16 protein-coding genes and 2 tRNA genes are annotated in these 17559 nt (G+C 47.4%); 1 reads left to right on the forward strand and 17 read right to left on the reverse strand.

Going from position 1 to position 17559, the window contains the following annotated elements:
* Positions 1-73: 73 nt before the first annotated feature.
* The 14 genes from rpsO to rlmE all read right to left on the reverse strand — a co-directional run bounded on the left by rpsO (position 74) and on the right by rlmE (position 13372).
* Complete coding sequence (gene rpsO, locus M0413_RS11960) at positions 74-343, reverse strand: 30S ribosomal protein S15 (protein WP_037415266.1); 270 nt, start codon at positions 341-343, stop codon at positions 74-76.
* A 125-nt stretch (positions 344-468) separates the two neighbouring features.
* A complete protein-coding gene (truB, locus tag M0413_RS11965) occupies positions 469-1422 on the reverse strand; it encodes a tRNA pseudouridine(55) synthase TruB (protein ID WP_037429691.1) in 954 nt (317 codons plus the stop codon).
* Positions 1422-1865 (reverse strand): 30S ribosome-binding factor RbfA, encoded by a 444-nt coding sequence (gene rbfA / locus M0413_RS11970; RefSeq protein ID WP_047535354.1) that lies wholly within the window; start codon positions 1863-1865, stop codon positions 1422-1424. The genes truB and rbfA overlap by 1 nt, the downstream gene beginning before the upstream one ends.
* A gap of 66 nt (positions 1866-1931) precedes the next feature.
* Positions 1932-4589, reverse strand: coding sequence for a translation initiation factor IF-2 (infB, locus tag M0413_RS11975; protein ID WP_037415258.1), 2658 nt, complete (start codon positions 4587-4589; stop codon positions 1932-1934).
* 25 nt (positions 4590-4614) lie between these two features.
* Positions 4615-6114 carry a transcription termination factor NusA gene (gene nusA / locus M0413_RS11980; RefSeq protein ID WP_037415246.1) on the reverse strand — a complete coding sequence of 500 codons (1500 nt, stop codon included), beginning with the start codon at positions 6112-6114 and terminating at the stop codon, positions 4615-4617.
* 29 nt (positions 6115-6143) lie between these two features.
* Positions 6144-6599, reverse strand: a complete 456-nt coding sequence (gene rimP, locus M0413_RS11985) for a ribosome maturation factor RimP (RefSeq protein ID WP_047535349.1) — start codon at positions 6597-6599, stop codon at positions 6144-6146.
* Positions 6600-6767: 168 nt separating this feature from the next.
* Positions 6768-6844 (reverse strand) — tRNA-Met (locus tag M0413_RS11990).
* Between the two features lie 83 nt (positions 6845-6927).
* Positions 6928-7014, reverse strand: a tRNA-Leu gene (locus tag M0413_RS11995).
* A gap of 11 nt (positions 7015-7025) precedes the next feature.
* Positions 7026-7358, reverse strand: coding sequence for a preprotein translocase subunit SecG (gene secG, locus M0413_RS12000; protein WP_249554364.1), 333 nt, complete (start codon positions 7356-7358; stop codon positions 7026-7028).
* A 1-nt stretch (position 7359) separates the two neighbouring features.
* The gene (tpiA, locus tag M0413_RS12005) at positions 7360-8142 is read right to left on the reverse strand and encodes a triose-phosphate isomerase (RefSeq protein ID WP_011071430.1); all 783 of its coding nucleotides are present in this window, start codon (positions 8140-8142) and stop codon (positions 7360-7362) included.
* Positions 8143-8335: 193 nt separating this feature from the next.
* A complete protein-coding gene (gene glmM / locus M0413_RS12010) occupies positions 8336-9673 on the reverse strand; it encodes a phosphoglucosamine mutase (RefSeq protein ID WP_055647286.1) in 1338 nt (445 codons plus the stop codon).
* A gap of 74 nt (positions 9674-9747) precedes the next feature.
* The gene (gene folP / locus M0413_RS12015) at positions 9748-10581 is read right to left on the reverse strand and encodes a dihydropteroate synthase (RefSeq protein WP_249554365.1); all 834 of its coding nucleotides are present in this window, start codon (positions 10579-10581) and stop codon (positions 9748-9750) included.
* Between the two features lie 158 nt (positions 10582-10739).
* Positions 10740-12713: an ATP-dependent zinc metalloprotease FtsH gene (ftsH, locus tag M0413_RS12020; RefSeq protein ID WP_037429699.1), complete on the reverse strand. Its 1974-nt coding sequence runs from the start codon at positions 12711-12713 to the stop codon at positions 10740-10742.
* A 29-nt stretch (positions 12714-12742) separates the two neighbouring features.
* Positions 12743-13372 carry a 23S rRNA (uridine(2552)-2'-O)-methyltransferase RlmE gene (gene rlmE, locus M0413_RS12025; RefSeq protein ID WP_011625490.1) on the reverse strand — a complete coding sequence of 210 codons (630 nt, stop codon included), beginning with the start codon at positions 13370-13372 and terminating at the stop codon, positions 12743-12745.
* 90 nt (positions 13373-13462) lie between these two features.
* On the opposite strand from rlmE, the gene yhbY reads away from it, so the two are divergent.
* Positions 13463-13762, forward strand: coding sequence for a ribosome assembly RNA-binding protein YhbY (gene yhbY / locus M0413_RS12030; protein WP_011071425.1), 300 nt, complete (start codon positions 13463-13465; stop codon positions 13760-13762).
* Positions 13763-13818: 56 nt separating this feature from the next.
* On the opposite strand, the gene secF is transcribed toward yhbY, so the two are convergent.
* From secF to M0413_RS12045, 3 genes are all read right to left on the reverse strand, one after another.
* On the reverse strand, positions 13819-14703 hold the full coding sequence (gene secF, locus M0413_RS12035) for a protein translocase subunit SecF (RefSeq protein WP_249554366.1): 885 nt from the start codon (positions 14701-14703) through the stop codon (positions 13819-13821).
* Positions 14704-14705: 2 nt separating this feature from the next.
* Complete coding sequence (gene secD / locus M0413_RS12040) at positions 14706-16580, reverse strand: protein translocase subunit SecD (RefSeq protein WP_249554367.1); 1875 nt, start codon at positions 16578-16580, stop codon at positions 14706-14708.
* A gap of 377 nt (positions 16581-16957) precedes the next feature.
* A complete protein-coding gene (locus tag M0413_RS12045) occupies positions 16958-17467 on the reverse strand; it encodes a hypothetical protein (protein ID WP_037431841.1) in 510 nt (169 codons plus the stop codon).
* Positions 17468-17559: the final 92 nt, after the last annotated feature.

Genomic DNA, 17559 nt, shown 5'->3' on the forward strand with positions numbered 1-17559 from the left:
TAGTTCAACATACTGAATTTTAGGCAATAAAAAAGGAGGCTTAGCCTCCTTTTTTACGTTAATCGACGAGAGATTAACGACGTAAACCTAACTTTTGGATCAGCTCATTGTAACGTGTAGCTTCGGTACGCTTCAGGTAAGCTAATAACTTACGACGAGCGCTAACCATACGTAACAGACCACGACGTGAGTGGTGATCGTGAATGTGCTCTTTGAAGTGATCTTGCAAATGGTTGATTTGAGCAGTTAACAGCGCAACTTGAACTTCAGTTGAACCAGTGTCGTTTGCGCCACGGCCAAATTCAGCCAGGATTTTTGCTTTCGCTTCAGTACTTAGTGACATGTGTCTCTCCAAATATAAAATGTGAATCCCTAGCCGATCACTAACTCAGCCAGAGGGCGCGCTATTCTACCCATAATCTTTGGCATGCGCAATAAAAGCGGTGGAATAATATCCGAGCAAATCCATTAAGATGCTTTAGGTTCGTCGTGAATAACGACTAAACGCTTCGGGGCCAGTAAGCCATCATCATTCATCTCACCGATACCAACAAAACGACGTGCAGTCCCTAAGGTAATCCGTACCAGCTTATTTGCTTCTAAGTTCGCGACTCGCACCGCTTGACCTTGCATTAAGTAAGCTGCACTCGCATCAGGGACATTGACCTCAGGAAAATCGGCAACCGCCGTATCCATAGGTAACAGTAACGAATCCAACAAACTGCTTGGATCAAGTTGTTGTTCCTGTGCTTTAGCGACTAAGGCTTCTAGCTGCTCAAGAGTGACCATTTTATCGTAGGGATAATGTGCAACTTGAGTACGGCGCAGCATGATCACATGGGCGCCACAACCGAGCATTTCGCCTAAATCGTCAATAATAGTGCGAATATAAGTGCCCTTAGAGCAATGAATGTCTAAGGTTAGCTCATCGCCTTCTAGACCGATGAAGTTCAGTTCAAAGACAGTGATTGGACGCGCCTCACGGGGCACTTCAATCCCCTCACGGGCATACTTATACAAGGGTTGGCCTTGATATTTGAGCGCTGAATACATGGATGGCACTTGCAAAGTATCGCCACGGAAATGCGCTAAGGCGGACATTAACTGCGCCTCTGTAAACTCGAGCGGGCGTGTTTGTACGACTTCGCCGTCTGAGTCGCTGGTATCGGTACGTTGTCCTAGTTTTGCCGTGACCAGATAACGCTTATCCGAATCGAGCAAATGCTGGGAAAACTTAGTCGCTTCACCTAAACAGATTGGCAGCATGCCCGTCGCCAGTGGATCGAGCGCCCCCGTATGCCCCGCTTTGTTGGCATTAAAAAAGCGCTTTACTCGCTGTAATGCAAAGTTGGAGCTCATGCCAGTAGCCTTGTCCAACAATACAATACCGTCAATAAAGCGGCCCTTTGAACGTCTTGCCATTACGCTTTACCTTCGGTGTCATCGCTCTCGTCAATGTCATTATCAACAACATCATCTTCAGCGCTACCAAACTGTTGTTGTTTGGCTTTATCGCTGTTGATGACTTGGCTGACAAGATTAGACATACGCATGCCTTCAACCAATGAGCTGTCGTAAACAAAGCGAATTTCTGGCATCACGCGCAATTTCATGCGGCCTGCCACTAAGGTGCGAATATAAGGAGCGGCAGCAATCAGCGCGTTCAGCTTTTCTTGCACAACTTCTTTGTCTTCTTCAAAGAAGGTGACAAAGACTTTGGCGTAACTTAAATCGCGAGAAACATCAACGTCATTGACGGTCACAAAACCAATACGGGGATCTTTCATGTCGCGTTGTAGGACAACAGCCAGCTCTTGCTGTAACTGCTGGCCTATACGACGTGTACGACTGAATTCTTTTGCCATAATAGAGTTACCATAATAGCTAATGTCATTAAATTGAAAGGGCGGCTAATGCCGCCCTCTTTATCGTTACAGTGTACGTGCCACTTCGACGGTTTCGAATACTTCGATTTGGTCACCCACGCGGACATCGTTGTAGTTCTTAACACCGATACCACATTCCATGCCATTGCGAACTTCGTTAACGTCATCTTTAAAGCGACGTAATGATTCGAGTTCACCTTCGAAGATCACCACGTTATCACGCAGAACGCGAATTGGTGCGCTACGCTTGATGGTGCCTTCAGTCACCATACAACCAGCGATTGCGCCCAGTTTTGGTGATTTGAACACGTCACGAACTTCAGCCAGACCGATAATCTGTTGTTTGAACTCAGGTGACAGCATACCTGTCATCGCCGCTTTCACTTCATCAATCAGATTATAGATAACGCTGTAGTAACGTAAGTCAACACTTTCGTTTTCGATAGTCTTACGCGCTTGCGCATCGGCACGCACGTTAAAGCCAACCATAATCGCGTTAGAAGCCGCAGCTAAGGTCGCGTCGGTTTCAGTCAGTGCACCTACACCACGAGCGATGATGTTTACTTTCACTTCGTCGGTAGACAGACCCATTAAGGAGTCGGTAATCGCTTCGAGTGAACCTTGAACGTCTGCCTTCAGAACGATGTTCAGTTCTTTCACTTCGCCTTCGGTCATGTTCGCGAACATGTTTTCCAGCTTAGACTTCTGCTGACGCGCTAATTTCACATCACGGAACTTGCCTTGACGGTACAGCGCAACTTCACGTGCTTTACGCTCATCACGCACAACGGTTGCTTCATCACCGGCTGATGGCACACCTGACAGACCTAAAATCTCAACAGGGATTGATGGGCCAGCTTCAGTGATTGAACGACCGTTCTCGTCCTTCATCGCACGGATTTTACCGTACTCTAAACCACATAGAACGATATCACCTTGGCGCAGTGTACCTTCTTGAACCAGAATCGTTGCTACAGGGCCGCGACCTTTATCCAGTTGAGACTCAATAACCACACCGGCAGCCATACCATCACGTACCGCTTTAAGCTCTAATACTTCAGCTTGTAGCAGAATACCTTCAAGCAGATCATCAACGCCTTCACCCGTCTTAGCAGATACGAAGGCAAACATGTTGTCTCCGCCCCATTCTTCAGACATCACGCCGTGCTGAGACAATTCGCTCTTCACGCGGTCGATATCGGCTTCTGGCTTGTCCATCTTGTTAACTGCAACAATTAATGGCACGTTACCCGCTTTAGCATGTTGAATCGCTTCAATGGTTTGCGGCATAACACCGTCATCGGCAGCCACAACGAGTACAACGATATCCGTCGCCTTAGCACCACGAGCACGCATTGCGGTAAACGCAGCGTGACCAGGGGTATCTAAGAAAGTGATCATGCCGTTTTCGGTCTCAACATGGTATGCACCAATATGCTGAGTAATACCACCGGCCTCACCCGCTGCCACTTTCGCGCGGCGGATATAGTCAAGGAGCGATGTTTTACCGTGGTCAACGTGACCCATAATGGTTACAACAGGTGCACGAGGCTCAAGCTTCACGCCGCCTTCTTCGTCACGCTCAGAAAGTACTTGTTGCTCTAATTCGTTTTCACGAATAAGTACCACTTTGTGGCCCATTTCTTCAGCAACTAATTGGGCAGTTTCTTGATCTAACACTTGGTTGATCGTAACCATTGAGCCCATCTTCATCATTTGCTTGATGATTTCAGTCGCTTTAACTGCCATTAAGTGAGCAAGTTCTGCTACTGTAACTGTTTCACCGATACGCACATCACGGTTAACGGCTGCTACTGGCTTATTGAAGCCATGAGCCATTGATTCTGGCGCTGTGCTGCGGTTACGCATGTGTTTTTCGCGACCATCGCGAGCATCTTTACCACCACGTTTGGTTTTGGCGGTATTTTTGTTACGCGCACGACGGCCACGTTTTTCTTCATCCATATCCGACGAATCTTCGGCAGCGCGAGCCACTTTAGAGGTAGTGATATGGTGATCGCTATAGCGCTCAGCTTCTAAACGTTGACGCTCTTCTTCGGCCCAACGCTTAGAGTTTTCTTCTGCTAACAGACGCGCTTTTTCTGCCGCTTTGGCGGCTTCTTCGTCTTGTTTACGTTTAGTCGCAGCTTCTTGTACTGCTTTTAAACGTTCAGCTTCCAAACGAGCTGCTTCAGCTTCTGGTGACATATCTTTGGCTACTTTCACTTCCGCTGCCGCTTTCGCTTTTGCTTTCGCTTCAGCTTCTGCCTTCGCTTTCGCCTCTGCTTCCACTTTAGCCTTAGCTTCGGCTTCTGCCTTCGCTTTCGCTTCAGCTTCTGCTTTGGCCTTCGCTTCGGCTTCTGCTTTGGCTTTAGCCTCTTCTTCCGCTTTAAGCACTGCGTCACTCACATCACGTTTAACAAAAGTACGGGTTTTACGCACTTCAACTTTAACGTCTTTAGATTGACCACCATTACCGGCCACACTCAGGGTCGATACGGTTTTACGTTGCAGCGTCATTTTAGTCGGCGCATTATCGGCGCCATGTTGCTTCTTCAGATAATCCAGTAACTGCTGCTTCTCAGCTTCAGACACGTTATCAGTGTGGCCTTTCTTAATTCCGGCCTGAGAGAATTGCTCAATCAGACGTTCAACACTTTTACCCACTTCCGTGGCCAATTTCTCTACGGTAGTATCTGCCATCAGTTAAATCCCCCTGTTGATCGACTTATGCTTCTTCGCCAAACCAACAGATGTTGCGGGCAGCCATGATCAGCTCACCTGCTTTTTCTTCTGTCAATTCTTCAATTTCGATCAAATCATCAATGCCTTGTTCAGCCAAGTCTTCTAGAGTCACGATACCTTTGCTCGCTAAAACATAGGCTAAGTGTCTTTCAACACCTTCAAGTGCTAATAACTCTTCACTTGGCTCCACACCATCTAGTGCTTCTTCGGATGCGAGCGCTCGAGTTGAGATCGCAGCCTTAGCACGTTCACGTAATGCTTCGACGAGATCCTCATCAAAGCCATCAATTGCCAATAATTCTGACACAGGTACATAAGCCACTTCTTCGAGCGAAGTAAAACCTTCATCAGCCAGTACTTGTGCAAAATCTTCATCTACATCCAGAGATTTCATAAATAAGCTCTTCACCTTAGCGCTTTCGGCTTGGTGTTTCTTATTCATGTCTTCCACTGTCATCACGTTCAGTTCCCAGCCTGTTAACTGAGTCGCTAAACGCACGTTTTGACCATTGCGACCAATAGCCTGAGCTAAACTTTCCGCTTCAACAGCGATATCCATTGAGTGATTGTCTTCATCAACGATGATAGAAGCCACATCAGCTGGCGCCATGGCGTTGATCACATATTGTGCTGGATTATCATCCCACAATACGATATCAACACGCTCACCACCGAGTTCATTCGATACCGCTTGCACACGTGCCCCACGCATACCAACGCAAGCACCAATTGGGTCGATACGACGATCGTTCGATTTCACTGCGATCTTAGCGCGAGCACCAGGGTCACGCGCCGCGCCCATCACTTCGATCAGTTCATCGGCAATTTCCGGCACTTCAACACGGAACAGCTCAATCAGCATGTCAGGCTTAGTGCGAGTTAAAAATAACTGCGCACCACGCGCTTCAGGACGAACAGAGTAAAGCAATGCACGAACACGATCACCAGGACGGAAAGATTCGCGTGAAATCAAGTCTTCACGGAATAATACGCCATCAGCATTGTTGCCTAAGTCCACAACTACACTTTCGCGGGTTGCTTTCTTAACGACACCAGTGATCAGCTCACCTTCTTTATCTTGGAACTGCTCAACCACTTGCGCACGCTCAGCTTCACGTACTTTTTGTACGATCACTTGCTTAGCGGTTTGGGTAGTAATGCGATCGAACGCCACTGATTCAATTTGGTCTTCAATAAATTCACCTGGTTGAATCTCTGGATCTTCGAAACGTGCTGCTTCCAGCGTAATCTCACGGTATGGATTTTCTAACGCAACACCGTTGTCATCAATTACCATCCAACGGCGGAAAGTTTCATAAGCGCCAGTTTTACGGTCGATAGCAACACGAACGTCGATATCACCTTCGTATTTTTTCTTGGTAGCGGTAGCCAGAGCAGTCTCCAGCGCTTCAAAAATCTTCTCGCGTGGAACGGCCTTTTCATTTGAAACCGCTTCAGCGACTAGCAGAATCTCTTTATTCATTTTGTCTTGCCTCGTTCACCTTGAAACCATCAAAACTTTGCGATGATGTTGCCTTTACGGATATTATCCAAGGCGACAACCAGCTCTTTACCATTTACTTTCACCGACAGCATTTGACCGTCAACCTGAGTAATGGCGCCTTTTAAATTACGACTGCCCGCGACAGGCATAGTCAGTTGAAGCTTGACATCCTCGCCGATATAGGACGCATATTGCTCAGCAGTGAACAGCGGTCTATCTACACCAGGCGAAGAAACCTCTAAGGTATATTCAGTAGAAATAGGGTCTTCAACATCGAGCACAGCACTGACTTGGCGACTTACGTTGGCACAATCTTCGATATTGATGCCATTCTCACCATCAATGAACACGCGCAGGACTGAATGGTTACCCGCTTGAACATATTCAATGCCCCAAAGTTGGAAGCCGAGTGCTTCCACAGGCACTGTGAGCATGTCTGCCAGTCTGGATTCTAATGTTGCCAAATTTGACCCCCGAAAAAACAAAAAAGGGCTTAATAGCCCTAGTAAAACGCCGTAAACAATACGACAAATTTAAAAGTCCCAGACAACAAAAAACCCCGTAATGACGAGGTTATTAGCTTCAAGAACCTGTAAACCATAATGAATTAAACAACATTCATTACTAGGAGCTGGTTGCGGGGGCCGGATTTGAACCGACGACCTTCGGGTTATGAGCCCGACGAGCTACCAAGCTGCTCCACCCCGCGTCAACTGTGTGCAAGTATATTGACTATCGTCTTTGCTTGCAATAACTAAGTCAGTTCTTGTTTGGACTTACTTAGTTTAATTATGGTGCCGAGAGCGGGACTTGAACCCGCACGTCCGTTAGGACACAGCCACCTCAAGGCTGCGCGTCTACCAATTTCACCACCTCGGCGACACCTTTTACTAGTCAGGAATTTTGGTTTCTGACTTTTCGGTTGCTTGATCAACTGGCTGGGTAACCTGTTCATCAGCACCTAAATTTTTCCATGCATCTTCATTTTTTGCGTGGTTTGCACTTAAGTTGCCGATCAGCAGACTCAACGTGAAAAACGCAATGGCAAGAATCGCCGTTGTCCGTGTCAGGAAGTTACCTGAACCGCTTGAACCGAATAAGGTACCTGATGCACCGACACCAAAAGAGGCACCCATATCAGCTCCTTTACCTTGCTGGATTAAGATTAGGCCAATTAAACCTAATGCAACCAACAAGTAAACAACCACTAAAACTTCATACATATTATGCGCTCATCGCTATGGTACACAGACTTAAAAACTCGGTAGAGTTTAAACTGGCACCGCCAATCAGTCCACCATCAACATCAGGTTGGGCAAATAAATCTGCTGCATTACTCGGTGTCACACTGCCACCGTACAAAATCCTGATATTTTCTCCGATAAACGGAGACACTTCAGAGAGACGCTTGCGTATAAACGCATGTACTTCTTGTGCCTGCTCTGGTGTCGCACTCTTACCAGTCCCTACAGCCCATAATGGCTCGTAAGCGATAATGGCGTTATCAAAAGCCATAGTGCCATTTTTCTGGATCACTATGTCCAGCTCTTCTGCAATCACCTCAAAGGTACGTCTTGCTTCACGTGCTGGACCCGATTCACCCACACATAAGATGGGGGTTAAACCGTGCTTTTGTGCAGCGGCAAATTTCTCCGCTACGATATTACTCGTCTCTCCGTACATACGGCGACGTTCTGAATGCCCGATAATCACATATCGGCATCCGCAATCTTTAAGCATCTGACCCGAAACTTCTCCGGTATAAGCGCCAAAGTCATGTTGACTTAAATTTTGAGCGCCCATCCTAACAAGTGAACCGTCTAACGCTTCCTTGTTTGCTTCTAGCAGTTGCCTGACGCTTTCTAGATAGATAGAAGGCGGGCATAAAACCACTTCAGCTGAATCATTTTGGAGCTTTGAGGCAAACTTCTTGAACAACTCTTGGGCTAGTGCCGCACTGCCGTTCATCTTCCAATTGCCAGCTACCATAGGACGTCTGAGTGCCATCACTGTCTCCTCTGAAAGCGGCGTGAATAATAGCGAACCACTTATTAAGTTACAATAGCTAAATTCGAATTTTTTCAGATATTAGGTTGGAATGCTTACTTTTTACACGCCAAACCCTGTTCCTGCTCATTAATGCAGCTAACACCTTCATTTTTAATCGGTATCAGCTGCACTCGACTAAAGATTGGTTTGATTAGCTCGCCGATTTTACCGCATCTGCAATCAAATTAGCGTGCGCTAACACAGCATTGTGATCATCACCTTCAACCATCACGCGAATTAACGGTTCAGTACCTGATTTGCGTAGCAATACGCGACCTCGAGCGCCCAGTTGTGATTCAACCAGAGCTTGAGCAGCTTTAACTTTATCAGAGCTTAATGGATCGTGTTCACCTTCAAAACGCACATTCACCAACACCTGTGGCAACATTTCCATTGGCGCAGTTAACTGCTCTAAGGTTGCGTTTTGACGACGCATGGCCGCCAGCACCAAAATACCAGCAACAATACCATCACCGGTCGTGCCATGGTCGAGGTTAAGAATATGCCCCGAGTTTTCACCACCGATGCGCCAATCGAGTTCTTTGAGTAACTCCATCACATAACGGTCGCCCACTTTAGAGCGAGCAAAGGGAATATCCAACGCCTGAAGTGCCAAATCAAGGCCAAGGTTAGACATTAACGTCCCCACCACACCTCCGCGTAACACACCACGGGCCTTGGCATCACAGGCTAGGATATAAAGAATTTGATCGCCATCGATAACTTCACCGCGGCTGTTGACCATCATAATTCGGTCACCATCGCCATCGAGCGCAATCCCTAAATCGGCACTTTCGGCCAAAACAGTTTCGCAAATCTTCGCCATGGACGTTGCGCCGACTTTGTCATTAATATTGACTCCGTTTGGTTTATCACCAATGGCAATGACTTCAGCGCCTAACTCGCGAAATACCGCTGGTGCGATGTGATAAGTAGCACCATGGGCACAATCGACGACAATTTTTAACCCTGTTAATGTGTGATCTGCAGGGAAATTACCTTTGCAGTATTCGATGTAACGGCCGCGTGCATCTTCAATTCGTGACACCTTACCCAACAGATGTGATTCAACACACTCTAAGGGCTTTTCTAATTCGGCTTCAATTTCAAGCTCAAGATTATCATCAAGCTTACTGCCATCAGTTGAGAAAAACTTAATGCCGTTATCATAGTAAGGGTTGTGGGAAGCACTAATTACCACACCTGCTTCGGCGCGAAAAGTACGAGTCAAATAAGCCACCGCTGGCGTTGGCATGGGCCCCATCAGCATCACATTCAAACCCGCTGCCGAAAGGCCAGCCTCTAAGGCAGATTCAAACATATACCCCGAGATACGAGTATCTTTACCAATAATTACTTTCTTGGTGCCGCTACGGGATAACACCCGTCCAGCAGCCCAACCCAACTTTAATGCCAGCTCGGGTGTCATCTGGCCTGAACCTACCTTGCCACGAATACCATCGGTTCCAAAAAATTTACGTTCGCTCATATCGCCCCACAAACTTCAATGTGTCCCTTCGATTGGGATCATAATATTAATGAAATACTTAACAAAAATAGCCTCTATAGATATGCCTGTGTCGCTTGTAACACTTTCAGCATATCGACAGTTTCAGGGACATCATGGACACGAATAATATGTGCCCCTTTCTGGGCCGCTATCATGGCGCCAGCAAGGCTCCCAGCTAAGCGCTCAGAGGTCGGCCTAGCAAGGAGGTTTCCTATCATGCTCTTACGGGATAAACCTATCAATATTGGCAGTTCGAACTGCGCAAAACGCTCTAACTTTGCTAGCAGTTCATAGTTATGTTCTAAGGTTTTACCAAAGCCAAAACCTGGGTCGATTAACAACCGTTCCCGCGGGATCCCAGCCTCCAAACAGGCTTGAATACGCTCATTGAGAAATTTAAAGACATCGGCAATAACGTCTTGATATTCGGGCGCCGATTGCATAGTACGCGGCGCGCCCTGCATGTGCATCAAACAAATGGGCACATTCAACTGCGCCGCAGTCTCTAGTGCCCCAGGCTCCAATAACGCCCGAACATCGTTGATCAAGTGCGCGCCAGCATTTACCGCCTGTCGCATCACATCTGGTTTACTAGTATCAACCGAAATCCACACATCATGGTGTTTCGCGACATATTCTACCAAAGGGACCACCCGTGCGAGTTCATCATCAACACTCACATCGGCCGCCCCAGGCCTTGTCGACTCGCCACCGATATCGATGATGATCGCTCCTTGAGCAACCATTTCATCGGCATGCTGGCAAGCCAGTTCAAAAGAAGAAAACTTTCCACCGTCGGAAAAAGAATCGGGAGTAACATTCAGAATGCCCATGACTACGGGCGAAGCTAAGGATAAGCGTTTGGTTCCAGCAATTAATTCAAACACGCATTGACTCCATTTGGGACAGCTTGCTAGCGCGTTTCATCCGTATTCTGCGCAGTTCACTCATGTAACTGATTTATATTGAATGACAGCGCAGTCAATTTTCTAGCAAGATAAAACAAGAAAACCCCTTAACGGGGTTCTCTTTCAATTAACAAACGTTATTTAGCGGGTGACTCATCGGCATCTTTCAGCTCTGACTCAACAGGCGCTGACTTAACCACTTCGTCGACTTTAACCGCAGGTTCACCTTTGCCATTGCCTTTGTCATTTGAACCATTGTCATCTGCTTGCCAATCAGCAGGCTGACGCACTTCACGACGGTTCATCAAATCGTCAATTTGCAGTGAATCAATGGTTTCATACTTCATCAGCGCGTCTTTCATCGAATGCAGAATATCGATGTTATCCAGCAGAATTTGCTTGGCACGGCCGTAGTTTTTGTCGATAAAGGCCTTCACTTCAGCATCGATAAGCGTCGCAGTCTCATCGGACATCGCCTTGGCTTTACCCATGCTACGACCTAAGAACACTTCACCTTCTTCCTCGGCATAGAGTAATGGACCAAGCTTGTCGGAGAAGCCCCATTGGGTCACCATGTTACGGGCAATCGATGTCGCGTATTTAATGTCTTGCGAGGCACCTGTAGACACTTTTTCGCTACCGTAGATCAGCTCTTCGGCTAAACGACCACCGTAGGCAACAGAAATCTGGCTTTCTAACTTACGACGGCTTTGGCTAATCGCATCGGCCTCAGGTAAGAAGAAGGTCACGCCGAGTGCACGACCACGTGGAATAATGGTGACCTTGTGCACAGGGTCATGCTCTGGCACTAAACAGCCCACAATCGCGTGGCCCGCTTCGTGATATGCCGTCATTTCTTTTTCGGCTTCCGACATCACCATAGAGCGGCGCTCAGCACCCATCATGATCTTGTCTTTTGCACGCTCGAATTCTTCCATACCGACCACACGGCGGTTACCGCGCGCCGCAAACAGTGCAGCCTCGTTAACTAAGTTGGCTAAATCGGCACCGGAGAAACCTGGCGTACCACGGGCAATCACGCTCGCTTTAACATCTTCAGAAAGTGGCACTTTACGCATATGCACTTTAAGAATTTGCTCACGACCGCGAACATCTGGCAAGCCTACAACCACTTGACGGTCGAAACGACCTGGACGCAGCAGCGCAGAGTCCAATACGTCAGGGCGGTTGGTCGCCGCAATCACGATAATCCCTTCGTTACCTTCGAAGCCGTCCATCTCAACCAGCATTTGGTTAAGGGTTTGCTCACGCTCATCGTGACCACCACCTAAGCCTGCGCCACGTTGGCGACCTACGGCATCGATTTCGTCGATGAAGATAATACAAGGGGCTGATTTCTTCGCCTGTTCGAACATATCACGCACACGAGATGCACCGACACCGACGAACATTTCTACGAAGTCAGAACCTGAAATGGTAAAGAAAGGTACCTTTGACTCACCCGCAATCGCTTTAGCCAGTAAGGTTTTACCTGTACCTGGTGGGCCAACCATGAGCACGCCCGTTGGAATACGGCCACCCAGTTTTTGGAATTTGGTTGGATCACGCAGGTAATCGACCAGCTCTTTCACTTCTTCTTTGGCTTCATCACAGCCAGCAACGTCAGCAAAAGTGGTCTTGATTTGGTCTTCGCTCATCAGCTTGGCTTTGCTCTTGCCAAAGGACATAGCGCCTTTGCCACCGCCGCCCTGCATCTGGCGCATAAAGAAAATCCATACCCCAATCAGCAGCAACATCGGGAACCAAGAAATAAAGATCTGGGTTAAGAACCCCGATTCTTCGGCTTCTTGGCCTTTCATGGTGATGCCTTTACGGTCAAGATCATTAATTAAATCTTGGTCATACAGTGGCATGATGGTCGTGAATTTTTCGCCAGTGCGCTTAGAACCTTCGATAGTACGTTGGTCACTTTTCACTTCAACGCTGGCGACTTGTCCATCACGAACATTGTCTAGGAAAGTAGAATAATCCATCTTCTGCGATGACGAAGAAGAGGGGGAGTAACCCTGAAACACTGACATCAGCACAACGGCGATGACAACCCAGAGTATTAGATTTTTTGCCATGTCACTCAAATTACTAGACCTCATAAAGTCTTGCGATGATTAACGCTAGAGTACTACAACTTGTACCCTGTCGCCACAAGATAGACCTCACGGGAGCGTGCCCGCGACGAGTCCGGTTTACGTGTTTTTACGACTTTGAATGCCTCTTTAACCGCCTTCATATATTCGTCAAACCCCTCCCCCTGAAAGACTTTGACCGCAAAACTGCCGTTAGGTGCCAACACTTGATGACACATATCTAACGCCAACTCGACTAAATACATGGCGCGCGGCTGATCGACACCATCTGAACCACTCATGTTGGGCGCCATATCAGACAATACAACGTCAACCTTATCCGCACCGACGCGAGTTAGCAATGCTTCGAGCACTTTCTCTTCACGAAAGTCCCCTTGCAAGAAATCCACGCCGACGATGGGATCCATAGGTAAAATATCACAGGCGATGACTTTACCTTTGTCTCCAGCTAGCTTAACAGCAACCTGTGACCAACCACCTGGAGCGGCCCCTAAGTCAACAACCGTCATACCTGGGCGGATCAATTGATCCTTTTGCTGAAGCTCTTCAAGCTTAAACGCAGCGCGAGAACGCAATCCCCGTTTCTGTGCTAGTTTGACATAATGATCATCAAAGTGTTCCAGCATCCAGCGATTGGAACTGGCCGTACGTTTTTTACCTGACATTTAAAATCCGCAACAATTGAGAGTTACACAAAGGCTATATAAGGGTAGAATAGCGGTTTTTCAACAGTAACTCAGCAAAAGTTGGTAGAAATGAACTTAACAACCAAACAAAAACAGCATTTAAAAGGCCTGGCGCACAATTTAAAGCCAGTGGTGCTGCTTGGTGCCAATGGATTGACTGAAGGTGTACTCGCTGAAATTGAAAGCGCACTCGCTTATCATGAATTGATTAAAGTGAAAGTAGCCTCTGCCGACAGAGAGCTAAAAAATGCCATCGTTGATGCCATAGTACGTGAAACTCAATCTGCAAAAGTGCAACTTATTGGTCATATTCTGGTGATTTATCGTCAATCACCAGAAATGAAAATTGCTTTGCCAAGAGCGAAATAATTTTCCAGCCTTAAACAAAACGGCCACTCAAATGAGTGGCCGTTTTGTTTTAACGTCTACGGTGAATCACTAATGGGTTTAACTTGATAGTGCTCAGGGGCTAAGCCGAGAAACTCTGGCAAGGAGGTCCCGACTGAGATCGAGGAGAACGTGCCGGTTAAAATGCCGATAAACATGGCTATCGAGAATCCTTCTAGCGGCCCACCGCCCATTATCCATAGTGCTCCAACCGTCATCAGAGTGGTCCCCGAGGTCACCATAGTGCGCGAAAATGTCGCGACAATCGCTTGGTTGTTAATCTCCTGAATCGCAAGTTTGGGTTTTGCAATCAATAATTCACGAATACGATCGGCAATAATGATTGAGTCATTCAGTGAGTAGCCAAGGATAGCCAGCACCGCCGCGAGCACGGTTAGATTAAATTCCATCTGTGTCAGCGCAAAAAACGCGAGTACAAAAATGACGTCGTGTACTAACGCAAATAACGCACCAGAGGCGAGGCGCCATTCAAAGCGGTAACTCAAATAGCCTAAGATAGCTAACATAGCGACTAATAACGCGAGCCCCCCCTGCTCTGCCAGCTCTTTACCCACCTGCGGGCCGACAATACTGGTATTTAGCACTTGCACTTCGCCCAGTGGCGCTAAGGTTTGCGCAATATCCACATTGCTTTGTGCAGTGTCGGCATAACGCAATACCCAGCGCCCAGGCTCACTGGCAGATATCACTGTAACTTCTTGCTGATAAGCCGCATTCAGTAATGGCTGCAATTCGCTAGTGGTGATTCTTTTATCAAGTTGTACTTCGGTTACCACCCCGCCAGTAAAATCTAAGCCCCAATTAAAACCCTTCACGCCGATGATAGTAAGTGAGGCCAGCATTAAAAAGATCGAGATAGCGCTCGAAATATAGCGCCATTTAGTCAGATTAATATTCTTCATTTTTATACCCTCACATGACGGCGCGCATCACGCCCATAAACAAGGTTAATCAAGGCTCTTGAAGCAAAAATACCGGTAAACATACTGGTCAGAAGACCTAAGCCTAAGGTCAAGGCAAAACCTTGGATCGGACCATTACCGATGGAATAGAGCACAACTGCGGTGATCATCGTAGTGAAGTTGGCGTCGAAAATGGTTGAAAATGCACTGTCAAAACCAGTATCGATGGCAAGGGCAAAGCTTCGTCCTTCCTTTAACTTATCTTTTATCCGTTCGAATATCAGCACGTTAGTATCGACCGCCATGCCGACAGTCAATACTAGACCTGCAATACCTGGTAAGGTCAGTACTGCACCAGGAATAAGCGCTAGTAGGCCAAACAGGATCACCATATTAGAAATCAGTGCCACGTTTGCCACCCAACCGAGGCGGCGATACCAGAGCGCCATAAACAGCAAGGTAATTCCCATACCAAGACCGAGTGCGGCAAAGCCGTTTTCAATATTTTCAGCACCAAGTGTTGGGCCAATCGTGCGTTCTTCAACGATTGTCACAGGCGCCGTCATTGAACCTGCACGTAGCAACAGCGCTAATTGTTGCGCTTCTTGATAAGTCCCTGCACCAGTAATACGGAAACGATCACCTAGTTGGGATTGAATGGTCGCGACGCTAATGATCTGTTGTGTTTGCTTAGCTTTGCCCTGCTCATCCCGGCTATATTCGCTATAGGATGTTGCCATCGGCTTACCGATATTGGCGCGGGAGAACTCCGACATCTTCTGCCCGCCAATACGGTCGAGGTGAATGTTCACTTCGGCCATGCCCATTTCACCAATATTGGCACGGGCATCGACAATATGATCGCCACCTAATACGGGCGTGCGTGCCACATAAACGGGATTGCCAGATTTGTCCTTCAGCACCTGCGCGTTCACTGAACCCGATTCTTTAACCTCAAAAAAGGCCAAGCTTGCGGTCGCACCAATCACGTTTTTGGCGGCGGCGGGGTCTTGCACACCAGGCAGCTCGATGCGGATACGGTGTTCACCCTGACGCTGCACTAGAGCCTCAGTGATCCCTAACTCTTCAATACGGCTACGCATGATTTGTAGGTTTTGCTGCACCGTTAAATTACGTAACTTAATTTGCTCATCTTGAGCAAGTTTTACCACTAAGCCATTATCCCCATTGGTTAATTGCCATGTTGGATAGCTTTGCTGGATAAACTGACGTATGGCAGCACGGGCGTTATTGTCTGATGCTGAAGCATCCGTTAATGCAATAGCTATTTGTAATCCGGCATCATCGCGCGTGTTGTCAATACGCACACTGGCGCCACGGATTTGTTGTTCGCGTAAAAATTGTCTTAAGGATTCGACTAGGGCATCTGCTTGGGCTTGGTAGACAGGTTGTACATCCACATCCAGCAAAAATTGCACCCCGCCGCGTAAATCAAGCCCGAGCTTAATCGGTTCAAAACCCATATTTTGCAGCCAACTCGGCGCAGCACTCACCAATGCCAGCGTGAGTTCTTTCGGCTCACTCACCATGGATGACACTAAGGTCTTCACTAAGGTTTGCTCGCTGTCATCATTGAGTACAATAAGGGTTTGCCCATCTTCTGAGCTATTGGCGTTGCCACGTTGGGCATGCTTAACTTCGATACGCTTCACCTCAACGCCCTGCGCTTTTAATTTATCCCGCAGTTCAATAGGGGTTAAGTTAAGCCCTGCTTTAGCGCCCACCTGCACGGCGGCGTCTTCACCATACCAAGTCGGTAAAGCGCTAAATAACATCACAATAATCGTGACAATTAGCACAACGTATTTCCAAGCTGAATAATGATTTAGCAGCTTTTTACTCTGAATTTTATCCATAGATATCACTCGCATAGTTTTGCACGCTCGGATAGTAATCAGTGGCGTATTAACGCCTTCAAACATGAGCGAACAATCACTGTATGTACGGTGAAACCTGTAAACACGAATTCAACAAAGAGTACGCTAAACGCAGCAAACTCAGTGGTGATAACCGATTCAAATCCGTCTAAACCGAATGCATTTAATCCAATGCAATTCAGTCGCACCTTCGGCGTACACACCGCAGGCTTTGATGTTAGGTTATCGGGTACAGGTTTCGAATGACAAAATGCAAAGTTAATCAAAGGCATCCTTAACGACCTATGGTTCAGATGACAAACTCAAACGGTATCGTTATGGATAAGCCTTGCTAACTTGCTACAGGGAGCGGTGAGTTAAGCTGCTTGCTGACTAAAGCGATATTGGAGGTTGGAGACTTTCCAGCCGGAGATCCGCGCGGGTGAAGATTCGGCTAAGAGGGTCCAATCCGGGCGAGCATCGAGGCGAATATTTTCCCCTAATGCGGGCGCAGGCTCGGGTTCGAACTCAAAGGCCAACAGGTAAACAGGCTTCACTTCGCGCATATCATGCTGAACAAGATTGATAAAACGCTGGGAGTTAACCGGGGCAAAATTAAAATCGTCAGAATGACTAACGAATTCAGGCTCGGAACAATCGGAGGCTTGCACCTTATCAGAAGCAATGCAAACCGCTTTACTCTCGTTCGCAGTCGATTGTTCAGTTGAATGGCGCGATGTCGTATTTTCTTGCGCTGCAATTGACGGCGTATCCGCAGTCAGCACAGTTGTCACTACTGTTTTAGGCGCAAAATGCTGAGCAGTTAAGCTGCGCGGCGCATAGCCACTCGTATGGGCGATCAAAATGATCGACACACAGAGTAACATTAATCCTTGGCGCCAGAACTTAATCAAACTCAGATCCTAAAAAGTGCACGCGGCAATTTACGTGAAAAATGTTTACAGGAAAAACAACGTTT

The sequence above is a fragment of the Shewanella sp. 8A genome (assembly GCF_023475945.1).
Lineage (GTDB): Bacteria > Pseudomonadota > Gammaproteobacteria > Enterobacterales > Shewanellaceae > Shewanella > Shewanella xiamenensis.

Bases quoted from the DNA above. Each gene is read 5' to 3' on its own strand.
- nusA (WP_037415246.1), bottom strand. From the start codon at position 6,114: ATGAATAAAGAGATTCTGCTAGTCGCTGAAGCGGTTTCAAATGAAAAG.
- infB (WP_037415258.1), bottom strand. From the start codon at position 4,589: ATGGCAGATACTACCGTAGAGAAATTGGCCACGGAAGTGGGTAAAAGT.
- rlmE (WP_011625490.1), bottom strand. From the start codon at position 13,372: ATGTCAGGTAAAAAACGTACGGCCAGTTCCAATCGCTGGATGCTGGAA.
- tpiA (WP_011071430.1), bottom strand. From the start codon at position 8,142: ATGGCACTCAGACGTCCTATGGTAGCTGGCAATTGGAAGATGAACGGC.
- glmM (WP_055647286.1), bottom strand. From the start codon at position 9,673: ATGAGCGAACGTAAATTTTTTGGAACCGATGGTATTCGTGGCAAGGTA.
- secG (WP_249554364.1), bottom strand. From the start codon at position 7,358: ATGTATGAAGTTTTAGTGGTTGTTTACTTGTTGGTTGCATTAGGTTTA.
- yhbY (WP_011071425.1), top strand. From the start codon at position 13,463: ATGAACTTAACAACCAAACAAAAACAGCATTTAAAAGGCCTGGCGCAC.
- rbfA (WP_047535354.1), bottom strand. From the start codon at position 1,865: ATGGCAAAAGAATTCAGTCGTACACGTCGTATAGGCCAGCAGTTACAG.
- ftsH (WP_037429699.1), bottom strand. From the start codon at position 12,713: ATGAGGTCTAGTAATTTGAGTGACATGGCAAAAAATCTAATACTCTGG.
- rpsO (WP_037415266.1), bottom strand. From the start codon at position 343: ATGTCACTAAGTACTGAAGCGAAAGCAAAAATCCTGGCTGAATTTGGC.
- secF (WP_249554366.1), bottom strand. From the start codon at position 14,703: ATGAAGAATATTAATCTGACTAAATGGCGCTATATTTCGAGCGCTATC.
- truB (WP_037429691.1), bottom strand. From the start codon at position 1,422: ATGGCAAGACGTTCAAAGGGCCGCTTTATTGACGGTATTGTATTGTTG.
- secD (WP_249554367.1), bottom strand. From the start codon at position 16,580: ATGGATAAAATTCAGAGTAAAAAGCTGCTAAATCATTATTCAGCTTGG.
- M0413_RS12045 (WP_037431841.1), bottom strand. From the start codon at position 17,467: ATGTTACTCTGTGTGTCGATCATTTTGATCGCCCATACGAGTGGCTAT.